Annotated in this window: 17 protein-coding genes; 6 read left to right on the forward strand and 11 right to left on the reverse strand. The window is 69.2% G+C overall.

Translation table 11 applies throughout. The annotated features are described in order from the left end of the window. Positions 1–66: 66 nt before the first annotated feature. The 5 genes from mctP to QBL25_RS27265 all read right to left on the reverse strand — a co-directional run bounded on the left by mctP (position 67) and on the right by QBL25_RS27265 (position 5,398). Positions 67–1,716: a monocarboxylate uptake permease MctP gene (gene mctP / locus QBL25_RS27245; RefSeq protein ID WP_409059596.1), complete on the reverse strand. Its 1,650-nt coding sequence runs from the start codon at positions 1,714–1,716 to the stop codon at positions 67–69. Next, complete coding sequence (locus tag QBL25_RS27250) at positions 1,713–1,982, reverse strand: DUF3311 domain-containing protein (protein ID WP_409059597.1); 270 nt, start codon at positions 1,980–1,982, stop codon at positions 1,713–1,715. The genes mctP and QBL25_RS27250 overlap by 4 nt, the downstream gene beginning before the upstream one ends. A gap of 121 nt (positions 1,983–2,103) precedes the next feature. Then, a complete protein-coding gene (locus tag QBL25_RS27255; protein ID WP_409059598.1) occupies positions 2,104–2,301 on the reverse strand; it encodes a YbdD/YjiX family protein in 198 nt (65 codons plus the stop codon). Continuing rightward, a complete protein-coding gene (locus QBL25_RS27260) occupies positions 2,298–4,451 on the reverse strand; it encodes a carbon starvation CstA family protein (RefSeq protein ID WP_409059599.1) in 2,154 nt (717 codons plus the stop codon). The genes QBL25_RS27255 and QBL25_RS27260 overlap by 4 nt, the downstream gene beginning before the upstream one ends. A gap of 140 nt (positions 4,452–4,591) precedes the next feature. Continuing rightward, positions 4,592–5,398, reverse strand: a complete 807-nt coding sequence (locus tag QBL25_RS27265; RefSeq protein ID WP_409059600.1) for a GntR family transcriptional regulator — start codon at positions 5,396–5,398, stop codon at positions 4,592–4,594. Between the two features lie 314 nt (positions 5,399–5,712). Between QBL25_RS27265 and QBL25_RS27270 the strand changes: the two genes are divergently transcribed. The 4 genes from QBL25_RS27270 to QBL25_RS27285 all read left to right on the forward strand — a co-directional run bounded on the left by QBL25_RS27270 (position 5,713) and on the right by QBL25_RS27285 (position 10,414). Continuing rightward, positions 5,713–6,987, forward strand: a complete 1,275-nt coding sequence (locus tag QBL25_RS27270; RefSeq protein ID WP_409059601.1) for an extracellular solute-binding protein — start codon at positions 5,713–5,715, stop codon at positions 6,985–6,987. Positions 6,988–7,095: 108 nt separating this feature from the next. Then, a complete protein-coding gene (locus QBL25_RS27275) occupies positions 7,096–8,076 on the forward strand; it encodes a carbohydrate ABC transporter permease (RefSeq protein ID WP_409059602.1) in 981 nt (326 codons plus the stop codon). 29 nt (positions 8,077–8,105) lie between these two features. Continuing rightward, positions 8,106–8,912, forward strand: a complete 807-nt coding sequence (locus QBL25_RS27280) for a carbohydrate ABC transporter permease (RefSeq protein WP_409062797.1) — start codon at positions 8,106–8,108, stop codon at positions 8,910–8,912. 8 nt (positions 8,913–8,920) lie between these two features. Beyond that, positions 8,921–10,414 carry a glycoside hydrolase family 3 protein gene (locus QBL25_RS27285; protein ID WP_409059603.1) on the forward strand — a complete coding sequence of 498 codons (1,494 nt, stop codon included), beginning with the start codon at positions 8,921–8,923 and terminating at the stop codon, positions 10,412–10,414. 75 nt (positions 10,415–10,489) lie between these two features. On the opposite strand, the gene nagB is transcribed toward QBL25_RS27285, so the two are convergent. Continuing rightward, on the reverse strand, positions 10,490–11,275 hold the full coding sequence (gene nagB, locus QBL25_RS27290) for a glucosamine-6-phosphate deaminase (RefSeq protein ID WP_409059604.1): 786 nt from the start codon (positions 11,273–11,275) through the stop codon (positions 10,490–10,492). 561 nt (positions 11,276–11,836) lie between these two features. Here nagB and QBL25_RS27295 point away from each other — a divergent pair. Beyond that, entirely contained in the window at positions 11,837–13,303 is a 1,467-nt protein-coding gene (locus QBL25_RS27295) for a sensor histidine kinase (protein WP_409062798.1), read from the forward strand. Positions 13,304–13,464: 161 nt separating this feature from the next. On the opposite strand, the gene QBL25_RS27300 is transcribed toward QBL25_RS27295, so the two are convergent. Both QBL25_RS27300 and QBL25_RS27305 read right to left on the reverse strand, forming a co-directional pair. Next, positions 13,465–13,722, reverse strand: a complete 258-nt coding sequence (locus tag QBL25_RS27300; protein ID WP_016639615.1) for a WhiB family transcriptional regulator — start codon at positions 13,720–13,722, stop codon at positions 13,465–13,467. A 318-nt stretch (positions 13,723–14,040) separates the two neighbouring features. After that, positions 14,041–15,009 (reverse strand): diacylglycerol/lipid kinase family protein, encoded by a 969-nt coding sequence (locus tag QBL25_RS27305; RefSeq protein WP_409059605.1) that lies wholly within the window; start codon positions 15,007–15,009, stop codon positions 14,041–14,043. Between the two features lie 93 nt (positions 15,010–15,102). On the opposite strand from QBL25_RS27305, the gene QBL25_RS27310 reads away from it, so the two are divergent. Then, entirely contained in the window at positions 15,103–15,555 is a 453-nt protein-coding gene (locus QBL25_RS27310; RefSeq protein ID WP_409059606.1) for a hypothetical protein, read from the forward strand. A gap of 85 nt (positions 15,556–15,640) precedes the next feature. Here the strand turns inward: QBL25_RS27310 and QBL25_RS27315 are convergent, their stop codons facing one another. From QBL25_RS27315 to QBL25_RS27325, 3 genes are all read right to left on the reverse strand, one after another. Next, entirely contained in the window at positions 15,641–16,705 is a 1,065-nt protein-coding gene (locus QBL25_RS27315; protein WP_409059607.1) for an RNA polymerase sigma factor SigF, read from the reverse strand. Next, positions 16,702–17,115: an anti-sigma regulatory factor gene (locus tag QBL25_RS27320; RefSeq protein ID WP_030780840.1), complete on the reverse strand. Its 414-nt coding sequence runs from the start codon at positions 17,113–17,115 to the stop codon at positions 16,702–16,704. The genes QBL25_RS27315 and QBL25_RS27320 overlap by 4 nt, the downstream gene beginning before the upstream one ends. Positions 17,116–17,361: 246 nt before the next feature. Next, positions 17,362–17,622: a UBP-type zinc finger domain-containing protein gene (locus tag QBL25_RS27325; protein ID WP_409059608.1), complete on the reverse strand. Its 261-nt coding sequence runs from the start codon at positions 17,620–17,622 to the stop codon at positions 17,362–17,364. Positions 17,623–17,649 lie beyond the last annotated feature (27 nt).

Consider the following 17,649-nt stretch of genomic DNA (forward strand, 5'->3'; position numbering starts at 1 on the left):
GTCGGAACGACAGCGGGCCGCCGGATCACTCCGGCGGCCCGCTGTGGTGAGCGTACGAGAACGGGATCAGTGCCCGCCCGGCGCCCCCGCCGTGGCCGGGGGCAGTTCCTCGACGACGCCGGGGTCGCCGACGTCCGCCGTGTAGTCACCGGGAGAGGTCTCGTCGACGCCGTCAGGGGCCTTCATGGCGCGCAGGACGAAGGTCATGACCACGGTGACCACCACGTTCAGGACGAACGCCGTGAGGCCGATGTAGCCGATCTCGCCGATGCCGGGGATCTCGTCGGACGAGCCGCCGAAGTGCTTCTGCGTCGGCGACGCGACGCCGTACGCGGCGACCGTGCCGTAGAGCATGCCGACCGCCCAGCCCGCGAGCAGCGCCCAGCGGTGGAACCACCGGGTGAACAGACCGCCGACCAGGGCGGGCATCGTCTGGAGGATCCAGATGCCGCCCAGGAGCTGGAAGTTGATCGCGACCGTCTTGTCCATGGTCAGGACGAAGGCGAGCGCGCCCACCTTCACCAGGAGCGAGACCAGCTTGGAGACCTTGGTCTCCTGCGCGGGTGTCGCGTCCGGCCGGATGAAGTCCTTGTAGATGTTCCGGGTGAAGAGATTCGCGGCCGCGATCGACATGATGGCGGCCGGCACGAGCGCGCCGATGCCGATGGCGGCGAACGCGACACCGGTGAACCAGTCGGGGAACATGTTCTCGAACAGCTGCGGAATCGCCAGCTGCCCGTTCTCCACCTTCACCCCGGCCGCGATCGCCATGAAGCCGAGCAGCGCGAGCAGGCCCAGCATCAGCGAGTAGAGCGGCAGGATCGTGGTGTTGCGGCGGATCACGTCACGGCTCTTGGAGGAGAGCGTCGCCGTGATCGAGTGCGGGTACATGAACAGCGCGAGCGCGGAGCCGAGCGCCAGCGTGGCGTAGGTCCACTGCCCGGCCTCGCCGGGCGCGAGGCCCGCGACGGGCTTGCCCGCCGCCTCGTTCGTCGCCGAGAACTTGTCGCTCGCCGCCCGGAAGATCTCGTCGAACCCGCCGAGCTTGATCGGGATGTAGATGATCGCGACGGCGATCACGAGGTAGATCAGGCCGTCCTTCACGAACGCGATCAGCGCGGGCGCGCGCAGCCCGGACGAGTACGTGTACGCGGCGAGCACCGCGAACGCGATCAGGAGCGGCAGGTCCTTGATGAACCAGTTGGTGTCAGGACCGCCGCCGACGCCCATGACGTCGAGCACGGCCTGGATGCCGACCAGCTGGAGCGCGATGTACGGCATCGTGGCGAGGATGCCGGTGACCGCGACGGCCAGCGAGAGGCCCTTCGAGCCGAACCGCCCGCGCACGAAGTCGGAGGTGGTCACGTATCCGTGCTTGTGCGAGACGGACCACAGGCGCGGCAGGAAAGTGAAGATCAGCGGGTAGACGAGGATCGTGTACGGCACGGCGAAGAAGCCGGCCGCGCCCGCCGCGTAGATCGCCGCCGGGACGGCCACGAACGTATAGGCGGTGTAGAGGTCGCCGCCGAGCAGGAACCACGTGACCCAGGTGCCGAACGACCGGCCGCCCAGGCCCCATTCGTCCAGGCTCTCGGTCTCGGCCTTGCGCCAGCGCGCGGCCAGGAAGCCCATCGCCGTGACGGCGGCGAAGAAGAAGATGAAGACGGCGAGGGCGATGCCGTTCACGCCGCCCGTGTCCGCTGCGAGCACGTTCATCGGGTCGCACCCCCCTGGGCCTGCTCGGCCTTGCGGGCGCGCTGGTCACGCTGCCACAGCTTGTAAGCGATCATGGTGAGAGCGGTGGAGATGAGCACCCACAGCATCTGGTACCAGTAGAAGAAGGGGATGCCGATGAAGGTCGGGTCGACCTTCGCGTAGGAGCTCACCCAGAGCATCGCCACGAACGGCGCGACGAGACAGAGGGCAATGACCACGCGGACCGGCGTGATCACCGGTCTGCTCACTTCAGGCGCATCTGACACTTCGCGGCTCCGCTCCCTCGCTTATCCCACCTTTAACGTGCGGGAAATCTAAGCGAGGGAATTGATCTATGGAACCCCCGTCCGGATTCCGGACGGCTGCCGGACGGGTCGACGTGCCTGCTCAGCAGCAGCGGAACCCCTGGGTGGGGTCGGACTCCTGGCGGTCCGTCCGCATTCGCTCGAACTCCCTCCGGGAGGGCACGGATGCCCCGGGATGCGTCGTGCGCCGATGGGCGACATACCGGTCGTACGCGGACTCGTCGGTCAGCTCGCGGGTGTACCACCGCACCCAGCGCAGCCCGCGCAGCACCCACGTCATGACGGGACCTGCGCGTCGTCCGCGGCCCGCGACGACGCCGCCGCCAGTTCGGCCTTCTCCTCCCGGGTGGGGATGAGCCCGGCCGGGGCGACCAGCTTCGACTCCACGTACTCCGCCTCGCTCAGCTTCGAGGACTGCGGGTCGCGCACGTGCTTCACGCAGATCCGGGCCGCGTCCACGATCACGACGACGATGAGCAGGGCGAGCGCGGCCGACAGGACGCCGTCCACCGTGGAGTTGGTGACGACGGTGTGCATGTCGTCCATGTTCTTGGCGGGCGGCAGGACCTTGCCCGCGTCGATGGCGTCCTGGTAGTTGGCGCGCTGCTGGAAGAAGCCCACGCGCGGGTCGCTGGAGAACACCTTCTGCCAGCTCGCGGTGAGCGTCACCGTGGCGTCCCAGGCGAGCGGGATGCCGGTGACCCAGGCCCACTTGAGGCGCCCGGACTTCACCAGGAGCGTCGTGCAGACGGCGAGCGCGACCGCGGCCAGGAGCTGGTTGGAGATGCCGAAGATCGGGAAGAGCTGGTTGATCCCGCCGAGCGGCTCGTGCACGCCCACCCACAGGAAGTAGCCCCACAGGCCGGTCACGACCGCGCTGGTGATGATGAGCCCGGGCTTCCAGCTGACCCGCTTGAAGGGCTTGTAGACGTTCCCGAGCATGTCCTGGAGCATGAAGCGGCCCACGCGCGTGCCCGCGTCGAGAGCGGTCAGGATGAACAGCGCCTCGAACATGATCGCGAAGTGATACCAGAACGCCTTCATGGAGCCGCCGGTGACCTTCGAGAAGATCTCGGAGACCCCGACCGCGAGCGTGGGCGCGCCGCCGGTGCGCGAGAGCAGCGAGGACTCCTCGACGTTCTTGGCGGCCTGTGCGAGGTCCTGCGGCGAGATGGAGTACCCGAAGTTCGCCACCGCCTGCGACGCGGCCTGGACGTTGTCCCCGATGACGCCAGCCGGCGCGTTCATCGCGAAGTAGAGCCCCGGGTCGATGATGCTCGCCGCGACGAGCGCCATGACCGCGACGGACGACTCCATCAGCATGGAGCCGTAGCCGATCATCCGGACCTGCGTCTCCTTCTGGATCATCTTCGGCGTGGTGCCCGATGAGATCAGCGCGTGGAACCCGGACAGGGCCCCGCAGGCGATGGTGATGAAGACGAACGGGAAGAGCGACCCCGCGAAGACGGGCCCGTCGCCGCGCGAGGCGAAGTCGGTCACCGGGTCCATCTTCAGCGTCGGCAGCGTGACGACGACACCGACCGCGAGCAGCAGAATCGTGCCGATCTTCATGAACGTGGAGAGGTAGTCGCGCGGCGCGAGCAGCATCCACACCGGCAGGATCGAGGCGACGAATCCGTACGCCACCAGCCAGATGACCAGCGTCGAGGGCGCGAGCGTGAAGGTGTCCGCGAGGGACGACTCGGCGACCCAGCGCCCGGCGACCAGGGCGATCAGGAGCAGCGTGATCCCGATGAGGGAGACCTCGCTGACCCGGCCGGGCCGCAGGACCCGCAGGTAGAAGCCCATGAACAGGGCGATCGGGATGGTCATCGCGATGGAGAAGGTGCCCCACGGCGAGTCCGCGAGCGCGTTGACGACGACGAGGGCGAGCACCCCGAGCAGGATGATCATGATGGCGAAGGCGGCGAGCAGCGCGGCGGCCCCGCCGAAGGGCCCGATCTCCTCGCGCGCCATCTGGCCCAGCGACTTGCCGTCCCGCCGGGTGGAGAAGAAGAGGACCACCATGTCCTGGACGGCGCCCGCGAAGATCACGCCGACGATGATCCAGATCGTGCCCGGCAGATACCCCATCTGGGCGGCCAGTACAGGCCCCACCAGCGGTCCCGCGCCCGCGATCGCCGCGAAGTGGTGGCCGAGCAGGACGCGGCGGTCGGTCGGATGGAAGTCGATGCCGTTGTCCAGGCGCTCGGCCGGGGTGGCCCGCTTCTTGTCGACCCGCAGGACGCGGTGGAGGATGAACTTGGAGTAGAAGCGATAGGCGATGGCGTACGAGCCGAGGGCCGCGGCCACCATCCAGGCCGCCGACACCTCCTCGTCGCGCGCCAGTGCGAGCACGGTCCATCCCGCGGCGCCCACCAGCGCGACGAGGGACCAGATGACGATCGTTCGGGGATTCGCTGTGCGCACCGGCCTGTCCTCCCGTTCATCATGCGATGACGGGAGGAACGTAGAGCAGCACGGTTCCCCGCGCCAGACCCCCGAAGAGGATCAGGCCGCCGAGAAGGTCTTGACCGCCGCCCAAGACCGGAGCGCCGGGGCGGGGCGGGTCACTCCGTGGGGCGCTTGAGGCGGGCGACGAACTTGTAGCGGTCGCCGCGGTAGACCGAGCGGACCCATTCCACCGGCTGGCCGCCGCCGTCCAGGGAGTGCCGGGACAGGAGCAGCATCGGCAGGCCCACGTCCGTCCCGAGCAGGCCAGCCTCGCGCGGGGTTGCCAGGGAGGTCTCGATCGTCTCCTCGGCCTCCGCGAGGTGGACGTCGTACACCTCGGCGAGGGCGGTGTAGAGCGAGGTGTACTTCACCAGGGAGCGGCGCAGGGCCGGGAAGCGCTTGGCCGAGAGGTGCGTCGTCTCGATGGCCATCGCCTCGCCGTTGGCCAGCCGCAGGCGCTCGATGCGCAGGACCCGGCCGCCCGTGCCGATGTCGAGCAGTCCGGCCAGGGTGTCGTCGGCGGTGATGTACCCGATGTCCAGGAGCTGGGAGGTCGGCTCCAGGCCCTGGGCCCGCATGTCCTCGGTGTACGAGGTGAGTTGCAGCGCCTGGGAGACCTTCGGCTTGGCCACGAAGGTGCCCTTGCCCTGGATCCGCTCCAGACGGCCCTCGACGACCAGCTCCTGGAGGGCCTGGCGCACCGTCGTGCGCGAGGTGTCGAACTCGGCGGCCAGCGTGCGCTCCGGGGGGACGGGGGTGCCGGGCGGCAGTGTCTCCGTCATGTCGAGCAAGTGCCGCTTCAGGCGGTAGTACTTGGGCACGCGCGCGGTACGGCCGACTTGCGCGGCCGTGCCGGTCTCCGGGGCCTCCAGGGGAGCTGCCGCACCCGCTTCGGTTCCCGTACTCCCCGCCTCGGTGCCCATGGTCCGCCTTCCTGCTGCCGTCACCGGCTCCTCCGTCTGTCGCGGCTCACATCGTGGCACGTACCGGGCCGTGGGGGCGCCCCCTGCTCGAGCGAAGTCGAGAGTTCGGGGGGAGGACCGTGCCCGCTGAGGTGTCGGTCCGATAACGGACCTGACAGCCCTTCTTATACACCCTTGACACCCCTAAAGGTCTAGGCCAAGCTCCCCGTACTGGTCTACACCATTAAAGACCAGGTTCCAGTCCCACGGGCAGATCTCGGTCCATTTGGTCGCTGCGGGTGGGGGGTTGACTGGCATCCCTTGAGGAGGGTGACGTGAAGCGCAAGCTCATAGCGGCCATCGGTGTCGCGGGCATGTTGGTCTCGATCGCGGCCTGCGGCGGCGACGACAGCGGTGACAAGAAGGCCGGAGCGGACGGCTTCAAGGGGGAGACCCTGACGCTCTGGGCGATGGACGGTTCCACGCCCGACGGCTGGACCAAGGACGTCAAGGCCGCCTTCGAGAAGAAGACCGGCGCCAAGCTGAAGCTCGAAGTCCAGCAGTGGAACGGCATCCAGCAGAAGCTGACCACGGCCCTCTCCGAGGAGAACCCGCCGGACGTCTTCGAGATCGGCAACACCCAGACCGCCGCGTACGCCAAGACCGGCGGCCTCGCCGAGCTCGGCGACCTGAAGGAAGGCGTCGGCGCCGACTGGACCGAGTCGATCAACAAGTCCTCGGTCGTGGACGGCAAGCAGTACGCCGCCCCGTGGTTCGTCCTGAACCGCGTCGTCATCTACAACAAGAAGGTCTGGGCCGACGCGGGCATCAAGGAGACGCCCAAGACCCGCGAGGAGTTCCTCAAGGACCTCAAGCAGATCGGCTCCAAGACCGAAGCCGAGCCGATCTACCTGCCGGGCCAGAACTGGTACCACTTCGTCGGCCTGACCATCGGTGAGGGCGCCGAGCTGGTCAAGAAGGACGGCGACAAGTACGTCTCCAACCTGACCGACCCCAAGGTCGCCAAGGCCATGAAGACGTACAAGCAGTTCGCGGACCTCTCCAAGGCCCCCAAGAACAAGGACGAGGCCACCCCGCAGCAGGCCGAGGTCTTCGCCAAGGGCAAGACCGGCGCCTTCATCGGCATGAGCTGGGAGGCCGCGACGGCGATCAAGGCCAACCCCAAGATCGAGAAGGACATCGGTTACTTCACGATCCCCGGCGCCACCGCCGACAAGCCCGAGGGCGTCTTCCTCGGCGGCTCGAACCTCGCCGTGGCCGCGACCAGCAAGAAGCAGGAGCTCGCCAAGGAGTTCCTGAAGATCGCGCTGAACGACAAGCACGAGGGCGCGCTCGCCAAGGAAGGTGGCGTCATCCCCAACAAGCAGGCCCTGGAGGCCCAGCTCAAGGGCAACCCGGCCGCCGAGGCCATGGCCCCCGCCACCTCCGGCGGTGGCACCACCCCGCTGATCCCGGAGTGGGCCGCGGTGGAGAACCCGCCGAACCCGATCAAGAACTACATGACCGCGGTGCTGAACGGTAAGTCCAACGACGAAGCCGCCAAGCAGGTCGAGGGCGAGCTCAACAAGCGCCTGTCGCAGAAGCAGTAAGGACGCGCTCCTGCCGGGGACTTCGGGCCCGGGGTGTCTTTTTCCCCCGGGCCCGCTGCCCCGGCTCAGCGCTGCGTTCCGCGATGCCCACGAAAGAGATGGCGAAGCATGACCGTGCAGACCGAACGGCCGCCCTCCGGCCCGACGGAGGATCTGAAATCGGACAGGCGGCCGGCGGATCCGGGTAAGCCCCGCACGGGGGCCCGGTCGTTCGCGCCCTACTTGCTGCTGCTTCCCGCACTCGCGGCCACCCTGGTGTTCCTCGGCTGGCCGCTGGTCAACAACGGGATCCTGTCGTTCCAGAACCTCAACATGAGGCAGTTCATCCTCCACCTCACGGAGTGGAACGGGATCGACAACTTCAAGGAGGTCCTCAGCGGCGAGGACTTCTGGCGGGTGACCGGCCGCTCGATCGCGTTCACCGCGGTCAACGTCGTACTGATCATGCTGATCGGCACCCTGGTGGGCCTGCTGCTCGCCCGGCTCGGCAAGCGGATGCGGACGCTTCTCCTCGTCGGCCTCGTGCTCGCCTGGGCCATGCCGGTCATCGCCTCGACCACCGTCTACCAGTGGCTGTTCGCGACCCGCTTCGGCGTCGTCAACTGGGTCCTGGACAAGGCCGGCTGGCACTCGATGGCCGAGTACGACTGGATGGGAAGCCAGTACTCCACGTTCTTCGTGGTCATCGTCCTGATCGTCTGGCAGTCGATCCCCTTCGTGGCGATCAACCTGTACGCCGCGACGACGACGATCCCCAAGGAGCTCTACGAGGCCGCGTCGCTCGACGGCGCCGGCGCCTGGAAGCGCTTCACGAACGTCACGCTGCCCTACCTGCGGCCCTTCCTCTACGCGACGACGTTCCTGGAGATCATCTGGGTCTTCAAGGCGTTCGCGCAGGTCTTCGCGCTCAACGAGGGCGGCCCGGACCGGCTCACCGAGATCCTGCCCGTCTACGCCTACATCGAGGGCATGGGCAACCAGCACTTCGGCATGGGTGCGGCGATCGCGCTGCTCACCATCGTCATCCTGCTGGCCCTGACCGCCTTCTACCTGCGGATCGTGCTCAAGCAAGAGGAGGACGAGCTGTGAACGGCACCGCATCGTCGAGGTTCCGCCGCATCTGGCCCAACGCCGTGGCCGTCGTGCTCTTCATCGGCTTCGTCTTCCCGGTCTACTGGATGTTCGCCACGGCCTTCAAGCCGACCGGCGACATCATCAGCGAGGACCCGGTGTGGTTCCCGACCGACGCGACGTTCGAGCACTTCAAGACGGCCGTCGAGGCCGACCACTTCTGGACGATGGTCGGCAACTCGCTCACCGTCACGGTGCTCGCCGTGCTCTTCTCGCTGATCATCGGCTTGGCGTCGGCGTTCGCGCTCGCCCGCATGCGCTTCAAGGGCCGCAAGGGCTTCATCATCGGCTTCATGCTGGCCCAGATGGCGCCCTGGGAAGTCATGGTCATCGCGATCTACATCATCGTGCGCGACGCCGACATGCTGAACAGCCTGGTTCCCCTCACCCTCTTCTACATGGTGATGATCCTGCCCTTCACGCTCCTGACGCTGCGCGGCTTCGTCGCCGCGGTGCCGCGCGAGCTGGAGGAGTCGGCGATGGTCGACGGCTGTTCCCGGATGCAGGCGTTCCGCCGGGTGATCCTGCCGCTGCTCGCACCGGGCCTGATGTCCACCTCGCTCTTCGGATTCATCACCGCCTGGAACGAATTCCCGCTCGTCCTTGTCCTCAACAAGGAGGCGGAGGCCAAGACACTCCCGGTGTGGCTCTCCGGCTTCCAGACCGCCTTCGGCGACGACTGGGGTGCCACGATGGCCGCCGCCTCGCTCTTCGCCATCCCGATCCTCGTCCTCTTCGTCTTCCTGCAGCGCAGGGCCGTCAGCGGTCTGACCGACGGCGCCGTGAAGGGATAACACGCCATATGACGACACTCACCCGCCCCGCCGACACCCTGACCCGCGACGCCCTGACCGTCCTCCAGCCCGGCTTCGTCGGGACCAGCGCGCCGGACTGGCTGCTGCGCCGGATCGGTGAAGGCCTCGCCTCGGTCGGCCTGTTCGGCCGCAACATCGCCTCGCCCGAACAGCTGGCCGCCCTGACCGCCCAGCTGCGCGCCGAGCGCGACGACGTCCTGGTCGCCATCGACGAGGAGGGCGGTGACGTGACCCGCCTGGAGGTCCGCTCCGGCTCCTCCTTCCCGGGCAACCACGCCCTCGGCGCGGTCGACGACACGGCGCTGACCCGTGACGTGGCCGCCGAGCTGGGCCGCCGGCTCGCGGCGTGCGGCGTCAACCTCAACTGGGCGCCGTCCGCCGACGTCAACTCCAACCCGGACAACCCCGTCATCGGCGTACGGTCCTTCGGCGCCGACCCCGGCCTGGTGGCCCGGCACACCGCCGCGTACGTCGAGGGGCTCCAGTCCGCGGGCGTCGCCGCCTGCACCAAGCACTTCCCCGGGCACGGCGACACCGCCGTCGACTCGCACCACGACATGCCCCGCATCGGCGTGGACCCCGAGGTGCTCCGGGCGCGTGACCTCGCGCCGTTCCGGGCCGCGATCGCCGCGGGCACGCGGGCCATGATGAGCGCGCACATCCTCGTGCCGTCCCTGGACGCGGAGTACCCGGCGACCCTCTCGCGCCGCATCCTGACGGGTGTCCTGCGCGAGGAGCTCGGCTTCGACGGCCTGATCGTCACCGACGGCATGGAGATGCAGGCCATCTCCGCCACGTACGGCATCGAGCGCGGCAGCGTCCTGGCCATCGCGGCCGGCGCCGACGCGATCTGCGTGGGCGGCGGCCTCGCGGACGACGAGACGGTCACGCGCCTGCGCGACGCCCTCGTCGGGGCCGTCCGCACGGGCGAGCTCTCCGAGGAGCGCCTCGCCGACGCGGCCACGCGGGTGCGGGCCCTCGCCCACTGGACTTCGGTGTCGGGCGCGGCCGAGCGTTCGGGGGGCGCGCCCGGCACCGAGATCGGCCTGGTCGCGGCCCGCCGCGCCCTGACGGTCACCCGCGGGGAGTCCTACACGGCCCCGCTGACCGAGGCCCCGTTCGTCGCCGCCTTCACCCCGATGGCCAACATCGCGGTGGGCGACGAGACCCCGTGGGGCGTGGCCGCGGAGCTCGAGCGCCTGCTGCCGGGCACCGAGACGGGCAGTTTCACGGGTGCGGACGCGGGTGCGCTCGCGCTGGCCGAGGCGGGGGAGCGGCGGATCGTGGCCGTGGTCCGCGACGCCCACCGCCACGCGTGGATGGCGGAGTCCCTGGCCACCCTCCTGACCGCCCGCCCGGACACGATCGTGGTCGAGATGGGCGTCCCCCGGTCATCCCCGGCGGGCGCCCTGTACATCGCCACCCACGGAGCGGCACGGGTCTGCGGCCTGGCGGCGGCAGAGGTCATCACAGGGGCGTGATCAGCGCCGGACAGAAAGGTGCCGGGGCGCCCCCAGCGGGGGCGCCCCGGCACCTTCGCGTGACGCCGACCCCGCTTACAGACCCTGCCAGTCGGGCTTGGCCGCGTACGTCGCCCGGAAGTACTCCCCGAGCTTCAGCTTGGAGGCGGCGGCCTCGTCCACGACGACGGTCGCGTGCGGGTGCAGCTGGAGGGCCGACGCCGGAACCACCGCGGCGACGGGACCCTCCACCGTCGCGGCGACCGCGTCCGCCTTGCCCTCACCGGTGGCGAGCAGCACCAGGTGCCGCGCCTCCAGGATCGTCCCGATGCCCTGCGTGATGACGTGGTGCGGCACCTGCTCGATGTCGCCGTCGAAGAAGCGGGCGTTGTCCACCCGCGTCTGGTTCGTCAGGGTCTTGATCCGCGTGCGCGAGGCGAGGGAAGAGCACGGTTCGTTGAAGCCGATGTGCCCGTCCGTGCCGATCCCCAGCAGCTGGAGGTCCACGCCGCCGGCGTCCGCGAGCGCCTGGTCGTACGCCTCGCACGCCGCCTGGACGTCCTGGGCGGTGCCGTCGGGCCCCATGAAGGACTTCTCGCTGAGCCCCAGCGGCTCGACGACCTCGCGCAGCACCACGGAGCGGTAGGACTCGGGGTGCCCGGCCGGCAGCCCCACGTACTCGTCGAGCTGGCAGATCCGCACCCGCGAGGCATCCACGGCACCGGAGCCGACCTTGGCGGCCAGGGCTTCGTAGATGGGCAGCGGGGTGGATCCGGTGGCGACACCGAGCAGGGCGTCAGGCTTGCGGCGCACCAAGGCGGCCATGGCCTCCGCGATGAGCTCGCCGCCTGCCTTGGCGTCCGGGACGATGACAACTTCCACGCTGGGCCTGCCGATCTGGAGAGGGGACTCACGGGTCCGGGGAGAGAACCCACGGGGGTCTATGTGGTATAGACCAATCTAGCAGAGCTGGCCCACCCGGGTCCCGGGTTCCCGGGCCTCAAGTTCCACCCTTCCCGCACACTCGTCTCCATGCTCGGCCCTCCCGGCCGACCCCGCCCGTCGGGCTGGCCATGGTGGTCCGGGGCGGGGTATAACGCGGCTGGGCGGAACGCGTCCGCCGGGCGGCAGGCGGGGGAAAGAGACAACGACAAACATCTGCCGACGCGTAGACATGGGCGAATGGTCTAGTCCACAATGCGTTGGTAAAGCATCCGCTCTCCCCGCACAGGAGAGCGGACCGAGGAACCGGCACTCTCTGCCCTGACCGTGCCGGGTCCTCCGACCGGCCGTCCGGTACCGCACATTCCGGTGGTCGGTGTTCCTGAAGGGCTGCGGTGCCGTGGGTGGGTTGAGGGTCCCGCCCTGGCGCCGCGGCTCGTCGGGAAATCGCCCGGAGCAGACCCGCGGGACCTGCCAGGTACGCTCGCACACGTGCCCTCCATGAACGACCTCGTACGCCAGCACACCGCTCTCGGTGACTCCGATCTCGAGTGGCTGCACTTGCTGGTCTCGGAGTGGCAGCTGCTCTCCGACCTCTCCTTCGCCGACCTCGTGCTGTGGGTCCCCACGCGCGACGGCACCCGCTATGTCTCCGTGGCGCAGATGCGGCCCAACACCGGGCCCACCTCGTACCAGGACGACATGGTCGGCCACCTGGTCCCGCGCGGCCGCCGCCCGCTGCTCGACGCCGCCCTGGACGAGGGCCGCATCGTGCGCGAGGGCGACCCCGAGTGGCGCGAAGAGGTCCCGGTGCGGGTCGAGTCCATCCCCGTACGCAGGGAAGGGCGCGTCCTGGGTGTCATCGCCCGCAACACGAACCTGCTCACGGTGCGTACCCCTTCCCGACTGGAGCTCACCTACCTCCAGTCGGCGTCCGACCTGGCGCAGATGATCGCCGCGGGGTCCTTCCCGTTCCCCGGCCAGCAGGTCGACATGGACGCGTCCCCGCGCGTGGGCGACGGTCTGCTCCGGCTCGACGCGGACGGCATCGTCCAGTACGCGTCACCGAACGCGCTCTCCGCCTACCACCGGCTCGGCCTCGCCGCCGACCTGGTCGGCCACCACCTCGGCACGGCGACCGCCGAACTCGCCCCCTCCCGCGGCCCGGTGGACGAGGCGCTGTCCAAGGTCGCCAGCGGCTGGGCGCCCCGCGAGTTCGAGATCGAGGGCGGCGACGGCGTGATCCAGCTCCGCGCGATCCCGCTCAAGCCCAAGGGCCCGCGAATCGGCTCGCTCGTGCTGCTCCGCGACGTCACCGAACTGCGCCGCCGCGAGCGGGAGTTGATCACCAAGGACGCGACCATCCGGGAGATCCACCACCGGGTGAAGAACAACCTCCAGACGGTCGCCGCGCTGCTGCGCCTCCAGGCGCGCCGCATCGACTCCGCGACCGGCCGCGAAGCCCTCGAAGAGGCCGTACGCCGCGTGGGCTCCATCGCCATCGTGCACGAGACGCTGTCCCAGAACCTGGACGAGCGCGTGGAGTTCGACGAGATCGCCGACCGCGTCCTCGCGATGGTCGCCGAGATCTCGCCCGGCAAGGTGACCGGCCGGCGCACCGGACGCTTCGGCATCCTGGACGCCGAGGTCGCGACCCCGCTGTCGATGGTCCTCACCGAGGTACTCCAGAACGCCCTGGAGCACGGCTTCCAGGAAGGCGACACCGGCACGGTCGAGGTCTCCGCCGTGCGCGGCGGCACCAGCAAGGACGCCCGGCTGCTCATCACCGTCCAGGACGACGGGGTCGGTCTGCCCGACGGCTTCGACCCGCACCGCTCGGGCAACCTCGGCCTTCAGATCGTCCGCACCCTGGTCGAGGGAGAGATGGGCGGCACGTTCGACATGGTGCGGGCCCCGGAGCGCGGCACGCAGGTCGTCCTCGACATCCCGGTGCGCGCGGACAAGTGACGCACGCGGACGCACAGCAGTGAGCCCCGGACCGAAGTGGTCCGGGGCTCACTGCTCACGTTGCGTTGCGCATCGGGGGTACTGCGCGGCTGCGGCTCGGGGGCGGGAGATGCGTACTCGCTGTACGCGCCGCCGGGCTCAGGCTCGTAGGGGTGTGGGCGTCAGGCGCTTGCCTGGCGTGCACGGTTGCGAGCGGCGCGGCGCTTCATTGCGCGGCGCTCGTCCTCGCTGAGGCCACCCCAGACGCCGGAGTCCTGGCCGGACTCGAGCGCCCACTGCAGGCACTGCTCCATGACGGGGCAGCGGCGGCAGACGGCCTTGGCTTCCTCGATCTGCAGCAGCGCAGGACCGGTGTTGCCGATGGGGAAGAAGAGCTCGGGGTCTTCCTCGCGGCAAACGGCGTTGTGACGCCAGTCCATGGCTGCTACCTCTCCTTGGTATTACATGCAGGTTGCTTGTGAATGTGAACGCTTTCACGAATCCCTCGACGACGGAAGGGACTTTCGTCACAAACGCGACGATGTCCTATGCGTTGAGGAGGGGGTTCTGGCTATCTGTGGGGCCGATGTTGCGGGCCGTCCCGATCGCCATGTAGAGATTCGCAAACCTCGGCGGCGGATACAACCCCTTCAAGGAAGTTTTTTTTGATTCCTTAGTGTCGGCTGAGTCACAGCCGTACTTCCATGGGGTGGACCCTGGCCTAAACGTTCGAGTGAAAGGAGTTTGGGCCCTTCTACTCACACAATCACACGCAGTGCACGGCGTACGCCTGTGAACGTCACGCTCGTACGCAGTCCCAGGTGGTCGCCGTCCATCTGGAGGGGGAGCGGCACCTTCGAATGCAAGGTGAAGTCGGTGAGGTCATGGAGCGTAACCGCGTGCTTGCCGTGAGGTCCGCGCTCGGGCGTCGAGGTCAGGAGCTGCGTCCCGTAACGCGCCACGGCGGTGGTCGACAGCTTGCTCAGACCGAGCACGTCGAGGCCGGTGTCGAAGGAGGCCTGCGGGGAGGCGTACATCGGGCGATTGCCCAGGTAGGTGTACGGAGAGGTGTTGCAGACTATGGAGAGCACCAGGTCCGTCACGGGGTCCTCGCCGGCCCGTTCCAGCGTGATCATCCCGTGTCTGCGGTGCGGCTCGTCGAGGAACTGGCGGAACACCTGGCGCAAATACAGCGCATGGGTGGACCGCTTCCCGCGCTCCCTCTGCTGTTCGACCCGTCCCACCACTCCGGCGTCGAATCCGAATCCCGCGGCGAAAGTGAACCAGCGCGAGGGGACCGCTTCGTCCTCCGTGCCCGGAGTGCCCGAAAGCTGCCCCAGGCTCACTGTGCGTTCACTTCCCTCACGCAGGGCGTCGAGCAGGGCGCCGGTCGCCTCCACCGCGTCGTTGGGCAGACCGAGGGCGCGTGCGAAGACGTTGGTGGAACCGCCGGGAACGACGGCAAGGCGCGGCAGCCGGGCCGGATCGGGGCCGTTGTGCAGCAGGCCGTTCACGACCTCGTTGACCGTGCCGTCCCCGCCGAGGGCGACGACCAGCTCGATGTCCTTGCTCTCCGCGGCCTGTCTGCCGAGGTCCCGGGCGTGCCCGCGGTACTCGGTGGTGACCGCTTCGAGTTTCATCTCGCTCGCCAGCGCGTGGATCAATACGTCACGCGTGCGCGCGCTGGTGGTGGTTGCCGCCGGGTTGACCACAAGGAGTGCACGCATGCGAAGCAGAGTACCTAGGGGTCGTGATCCGGCCTAGACCGAGGGGTACCGGCCGGGGGCCGGAGCCCGGACACGCACAGCTACCCTGCAAGGGTGAGCACTGAGCGGAACTCCACCCCCGAAGCCCCGGAAGAAGGCCCGCGACCCGGGCGCCTGACGGCTGCCGCGGCCCTGGCCGGGCTGGAGGGCGCCGCCCTCATCGCCGCCGGTGTCTACATGCTCGTGATGGGTCTGGCGGGTGACCCCGACAACCCGGAACAGGCCACGACCGGCGGCGTCACCCTCATCGTCCTCGCGCTGCTTCCCCTGCTGGCCGCCCGCGGTCTGCTGCGCCGGCGGAGCTGGAGCCGGGGGCCCGCCATCATCACGCAGATCATGGCGCTTCCGGTGGCCTGGCAGCTGCTCCAGGCCGACAGCATGGCCATCCCGGCCGGGATCGCGCTCGCGGCCGTCGCGGTGGCGGCGCTCGTCCTGCTGGTGAATCCGGCCACGACCGAGGCCCTCGGCATCCGGGGCCCGGGGAGCGCGCCGGACGACGCGAAGTAACCGGCGGGCACGGGGGCCGGTCCGCCGGCCGGCCCGGGACCGGTCTGCCGAAGGAGCAGGCCCGGAGGGGCGGCCTGCTCCTCCGTCACTCCTCGACGAGGAGCTTCTCGCGCAGCTGCGCGAGTGTGCGGGCGAGAAGCCGGGAGACGTGCATCTGGGAGATGCCGACTTCCTGGGCGATCTGCGACTGCGTCATGTTGCCGAAGAACCGCAGGAGCAGGATGCGCTTCTCGCGGGGCGGAAGGTCTTCCAGGAGCGGTTTGAGGGACTCCCTGTACTCGACGCCCTCCAGGGCCTCGTCCTCCGCGCCCAGGGTGTCCGCGACCGCCGGTGACTCGTCGTCCGTGTCCGGGACGTCCAGGGACAGCGTGGAGTACGCGTTGGCCGACTCCAGGCCTTCGAGGACCTCCTCCTCGGAGATGCCCAGCTTCTCGGCCAGCTCGTGCACCGTGGGGGAGCGGCCGTGCAGCTGGGACAGCTCGGCGGTCGCCGTGGTCAGCGCGAGCCGCAGCTCCTGGAGGCGCCGCGGCACCCGGACCGCCCAGCCCTTGTCGCGGAAGTGGCGCTTGATCTCGCCGACGACCGTGGGCGTGGCGTACGTCGAGAACTCCACGCCGCGCTCCGGGTCGAAGCGGTCGACGGACTTGATCAGGCCGATGGTGGCGACCTGCGTCAGGTCGTCGAGCGGCTCGCCGCGGTTGCGGAAGCGACGGGCCAGGTGCTCGACGAGCGGCAGGTGCATGCGGACCAGCTTGTTGCGCAGCTCCGCGTACGCGGTACTGCCGCTCTCCAGCTCGCGCAGCTCGACGAACATCGCGCGTGCGCCGCTGCGGTCCTGCGGATTGTGCCGGGTGTGCTGCTGCTCACCGTGTTCGCTCATGTATCCCGCCCGTTGCGCGCCGCCTCCGGCGGAGGGCTGTGGGCGCTCCTCCTCGGCGGTCGGCTCTGCCTGCTCCGACGCGTCGGCCACCGTCGGGGGACCCGGCTGCTCCGAGTCCTCCGGGTGCGGCCTGGCCTGCTGCTCGGGGATGCCCGTGAGCATCGGCTCGACCGGAGCGTCGCGCCCCCTCGTCGGCGTACCTCCCCGGCCTCCGGACAGATCCCGCGTGCCGCGCTCTTCGTCCCGCACCGGCCCCTCCCCGCCCCTCACGCCGGCCCGGGTCCCGCGCCGCGCTTCTTGTAGAGACTGATCGAGACGGTGTTGTCCTCGGCCACGGTGGAGTCGACCTGACCCGCGAGGGCGGACAGCACAGTCCAGGCGAAGGTGTCCCGCTCAGGGGCCCGGCCGTCGGTGGTCGGCGCCGAGACGGTCACCTCCAGGGAGTCGTCCACGAGGCGGAAGACGCAGCTGAGCACCGAACCGGGCACGGCCTGCTGGAGCAGGATCGCGCAGGCCTCGTCGACCGCGATGCGCAGGTCCTCGATCTCGTCGAGAGTGAAGTCCAAACGGGCCGCGAGGCCGGCCGTGGCCGTCCGCAGCACCGACAGATAGGCACCCGCAGCCGGAAGGCGGACCTCGACGAAGTCCTGATTCCCGGGCTCGCCTGCGATCTGGGACACCCTCACCTCCAAGGTGGTACAAGCACTTTCGGGGCTCCAGGTCCGCCGTCAGCGGCGGTCCGGACTGCGTCACACGGGTAACGCACCACGTAGTTATGCGGTGACGCTACCGCGCTCCCCAGTTCCGTGTCCCGGGGACCCCGCTCCGTTGCTGTCACTCATAGTAAGCCTAAGGGTACGGAGAGTGGCTAGGGGTCGCACGGTCCCAATTGGAGAGTACGGGCGTCGGGTTGACGTACCCAGGCCTCAGACGATCGAACCGTCGACGAAGCACCAACGCCAGCTCTCGCCCGGTTCGAACGTCCTCATCACCGCGTGTCCGGTGTCCCGGAAGTGGGCCGTCGCATGGCGGTAGGGCGAGGAGTCGCAGCAGCCCACGTGGCCGCAGTCCAGACAGAGCCGCAGTTGCACCGGGTGACTGCCGACCGCCAGACACTCCAGGCAGGTCTCGCTCAGGGGAGCGGGTTCGGGGTGCGGCAGCGTCGCGACATGCGGGCACTCGTTCATGATTGCCAGGTTACGACGGGATCGCGT

It is taken from the genome of Streptomyces sp. SYP-A7185, from assembly GCF_046103685.1.
GTDB lineage: Bacteria > Actinomycetota > Actinomycetes > Streptomycetales > Streptomycetaceae > Streptomyces.

Bases quoted from the DNA above. Each gene is read 5' to 3' on its own strand.
- mctP (WP_409059596.1), bottom strand. From the start codon at position 1,716: ATGAACGTGCTCGCAGCGGACACGGGCGGCGTGAACGGCATCGCCCTC.
- QBL25_RS27255 (WP_409059598.1), bottom strand. From the start codon at position 2,301: ATGACGTGGGTGCTGCGCGGGCTGCGCTGGGTGCGGTGGTACACCCGC.
- QBL25_RS27265 (WP_409059600.1), bottom strand. From the start codon at position 5,398: ATGGGCACCGAGGCGGGGAGTACGGGAACCGAAGCGGGTGCGGCAGCT.
- QBL25_RS27275 (WP_409059602.1), top strand. From the start codon at position 7,096: ATGACCGTGCAGACCGAACGGCCGCCCTCCGGCCCGACGGAGGATCTG.
- QBL25_RS27285 (WP_409059603.1), top strand. From the start codon at position 8,921: ATGACGACACTCACCCGCCCCGCCGACACCCTGACCCGCGACGCCCTG.
- QBL25_RS27295 (WP_409062798.1), top strand. From the start codon at position 11,837: ATGAACGACCTCGTACGCCAGCACACCGCTCTCGGTGACTCCGATCTC.
- QBL25_RS27300 (WP_016639615.1), bottom strand. From the start codon at position 13,722: ATGGACTGGCGTCACAACGCCGTTTGCCGCGAGGAAGACCCCGAGCTC.
- QBL25_RS27305 (WP_409059605.1), bottom strand. From the start codon at position 15,009: ATGCGTGCACTCCTTGTGGTCAACCCGGCGGCAACCACCACCAGCGCG.
- QBL25_RS27325 (WP_409059608.1), bottom strand. From the start codon at position 17,622: ATGAACGAGTGCCCGCATGTCGCGACGCTGCCGCACCCCGAACCCGCT.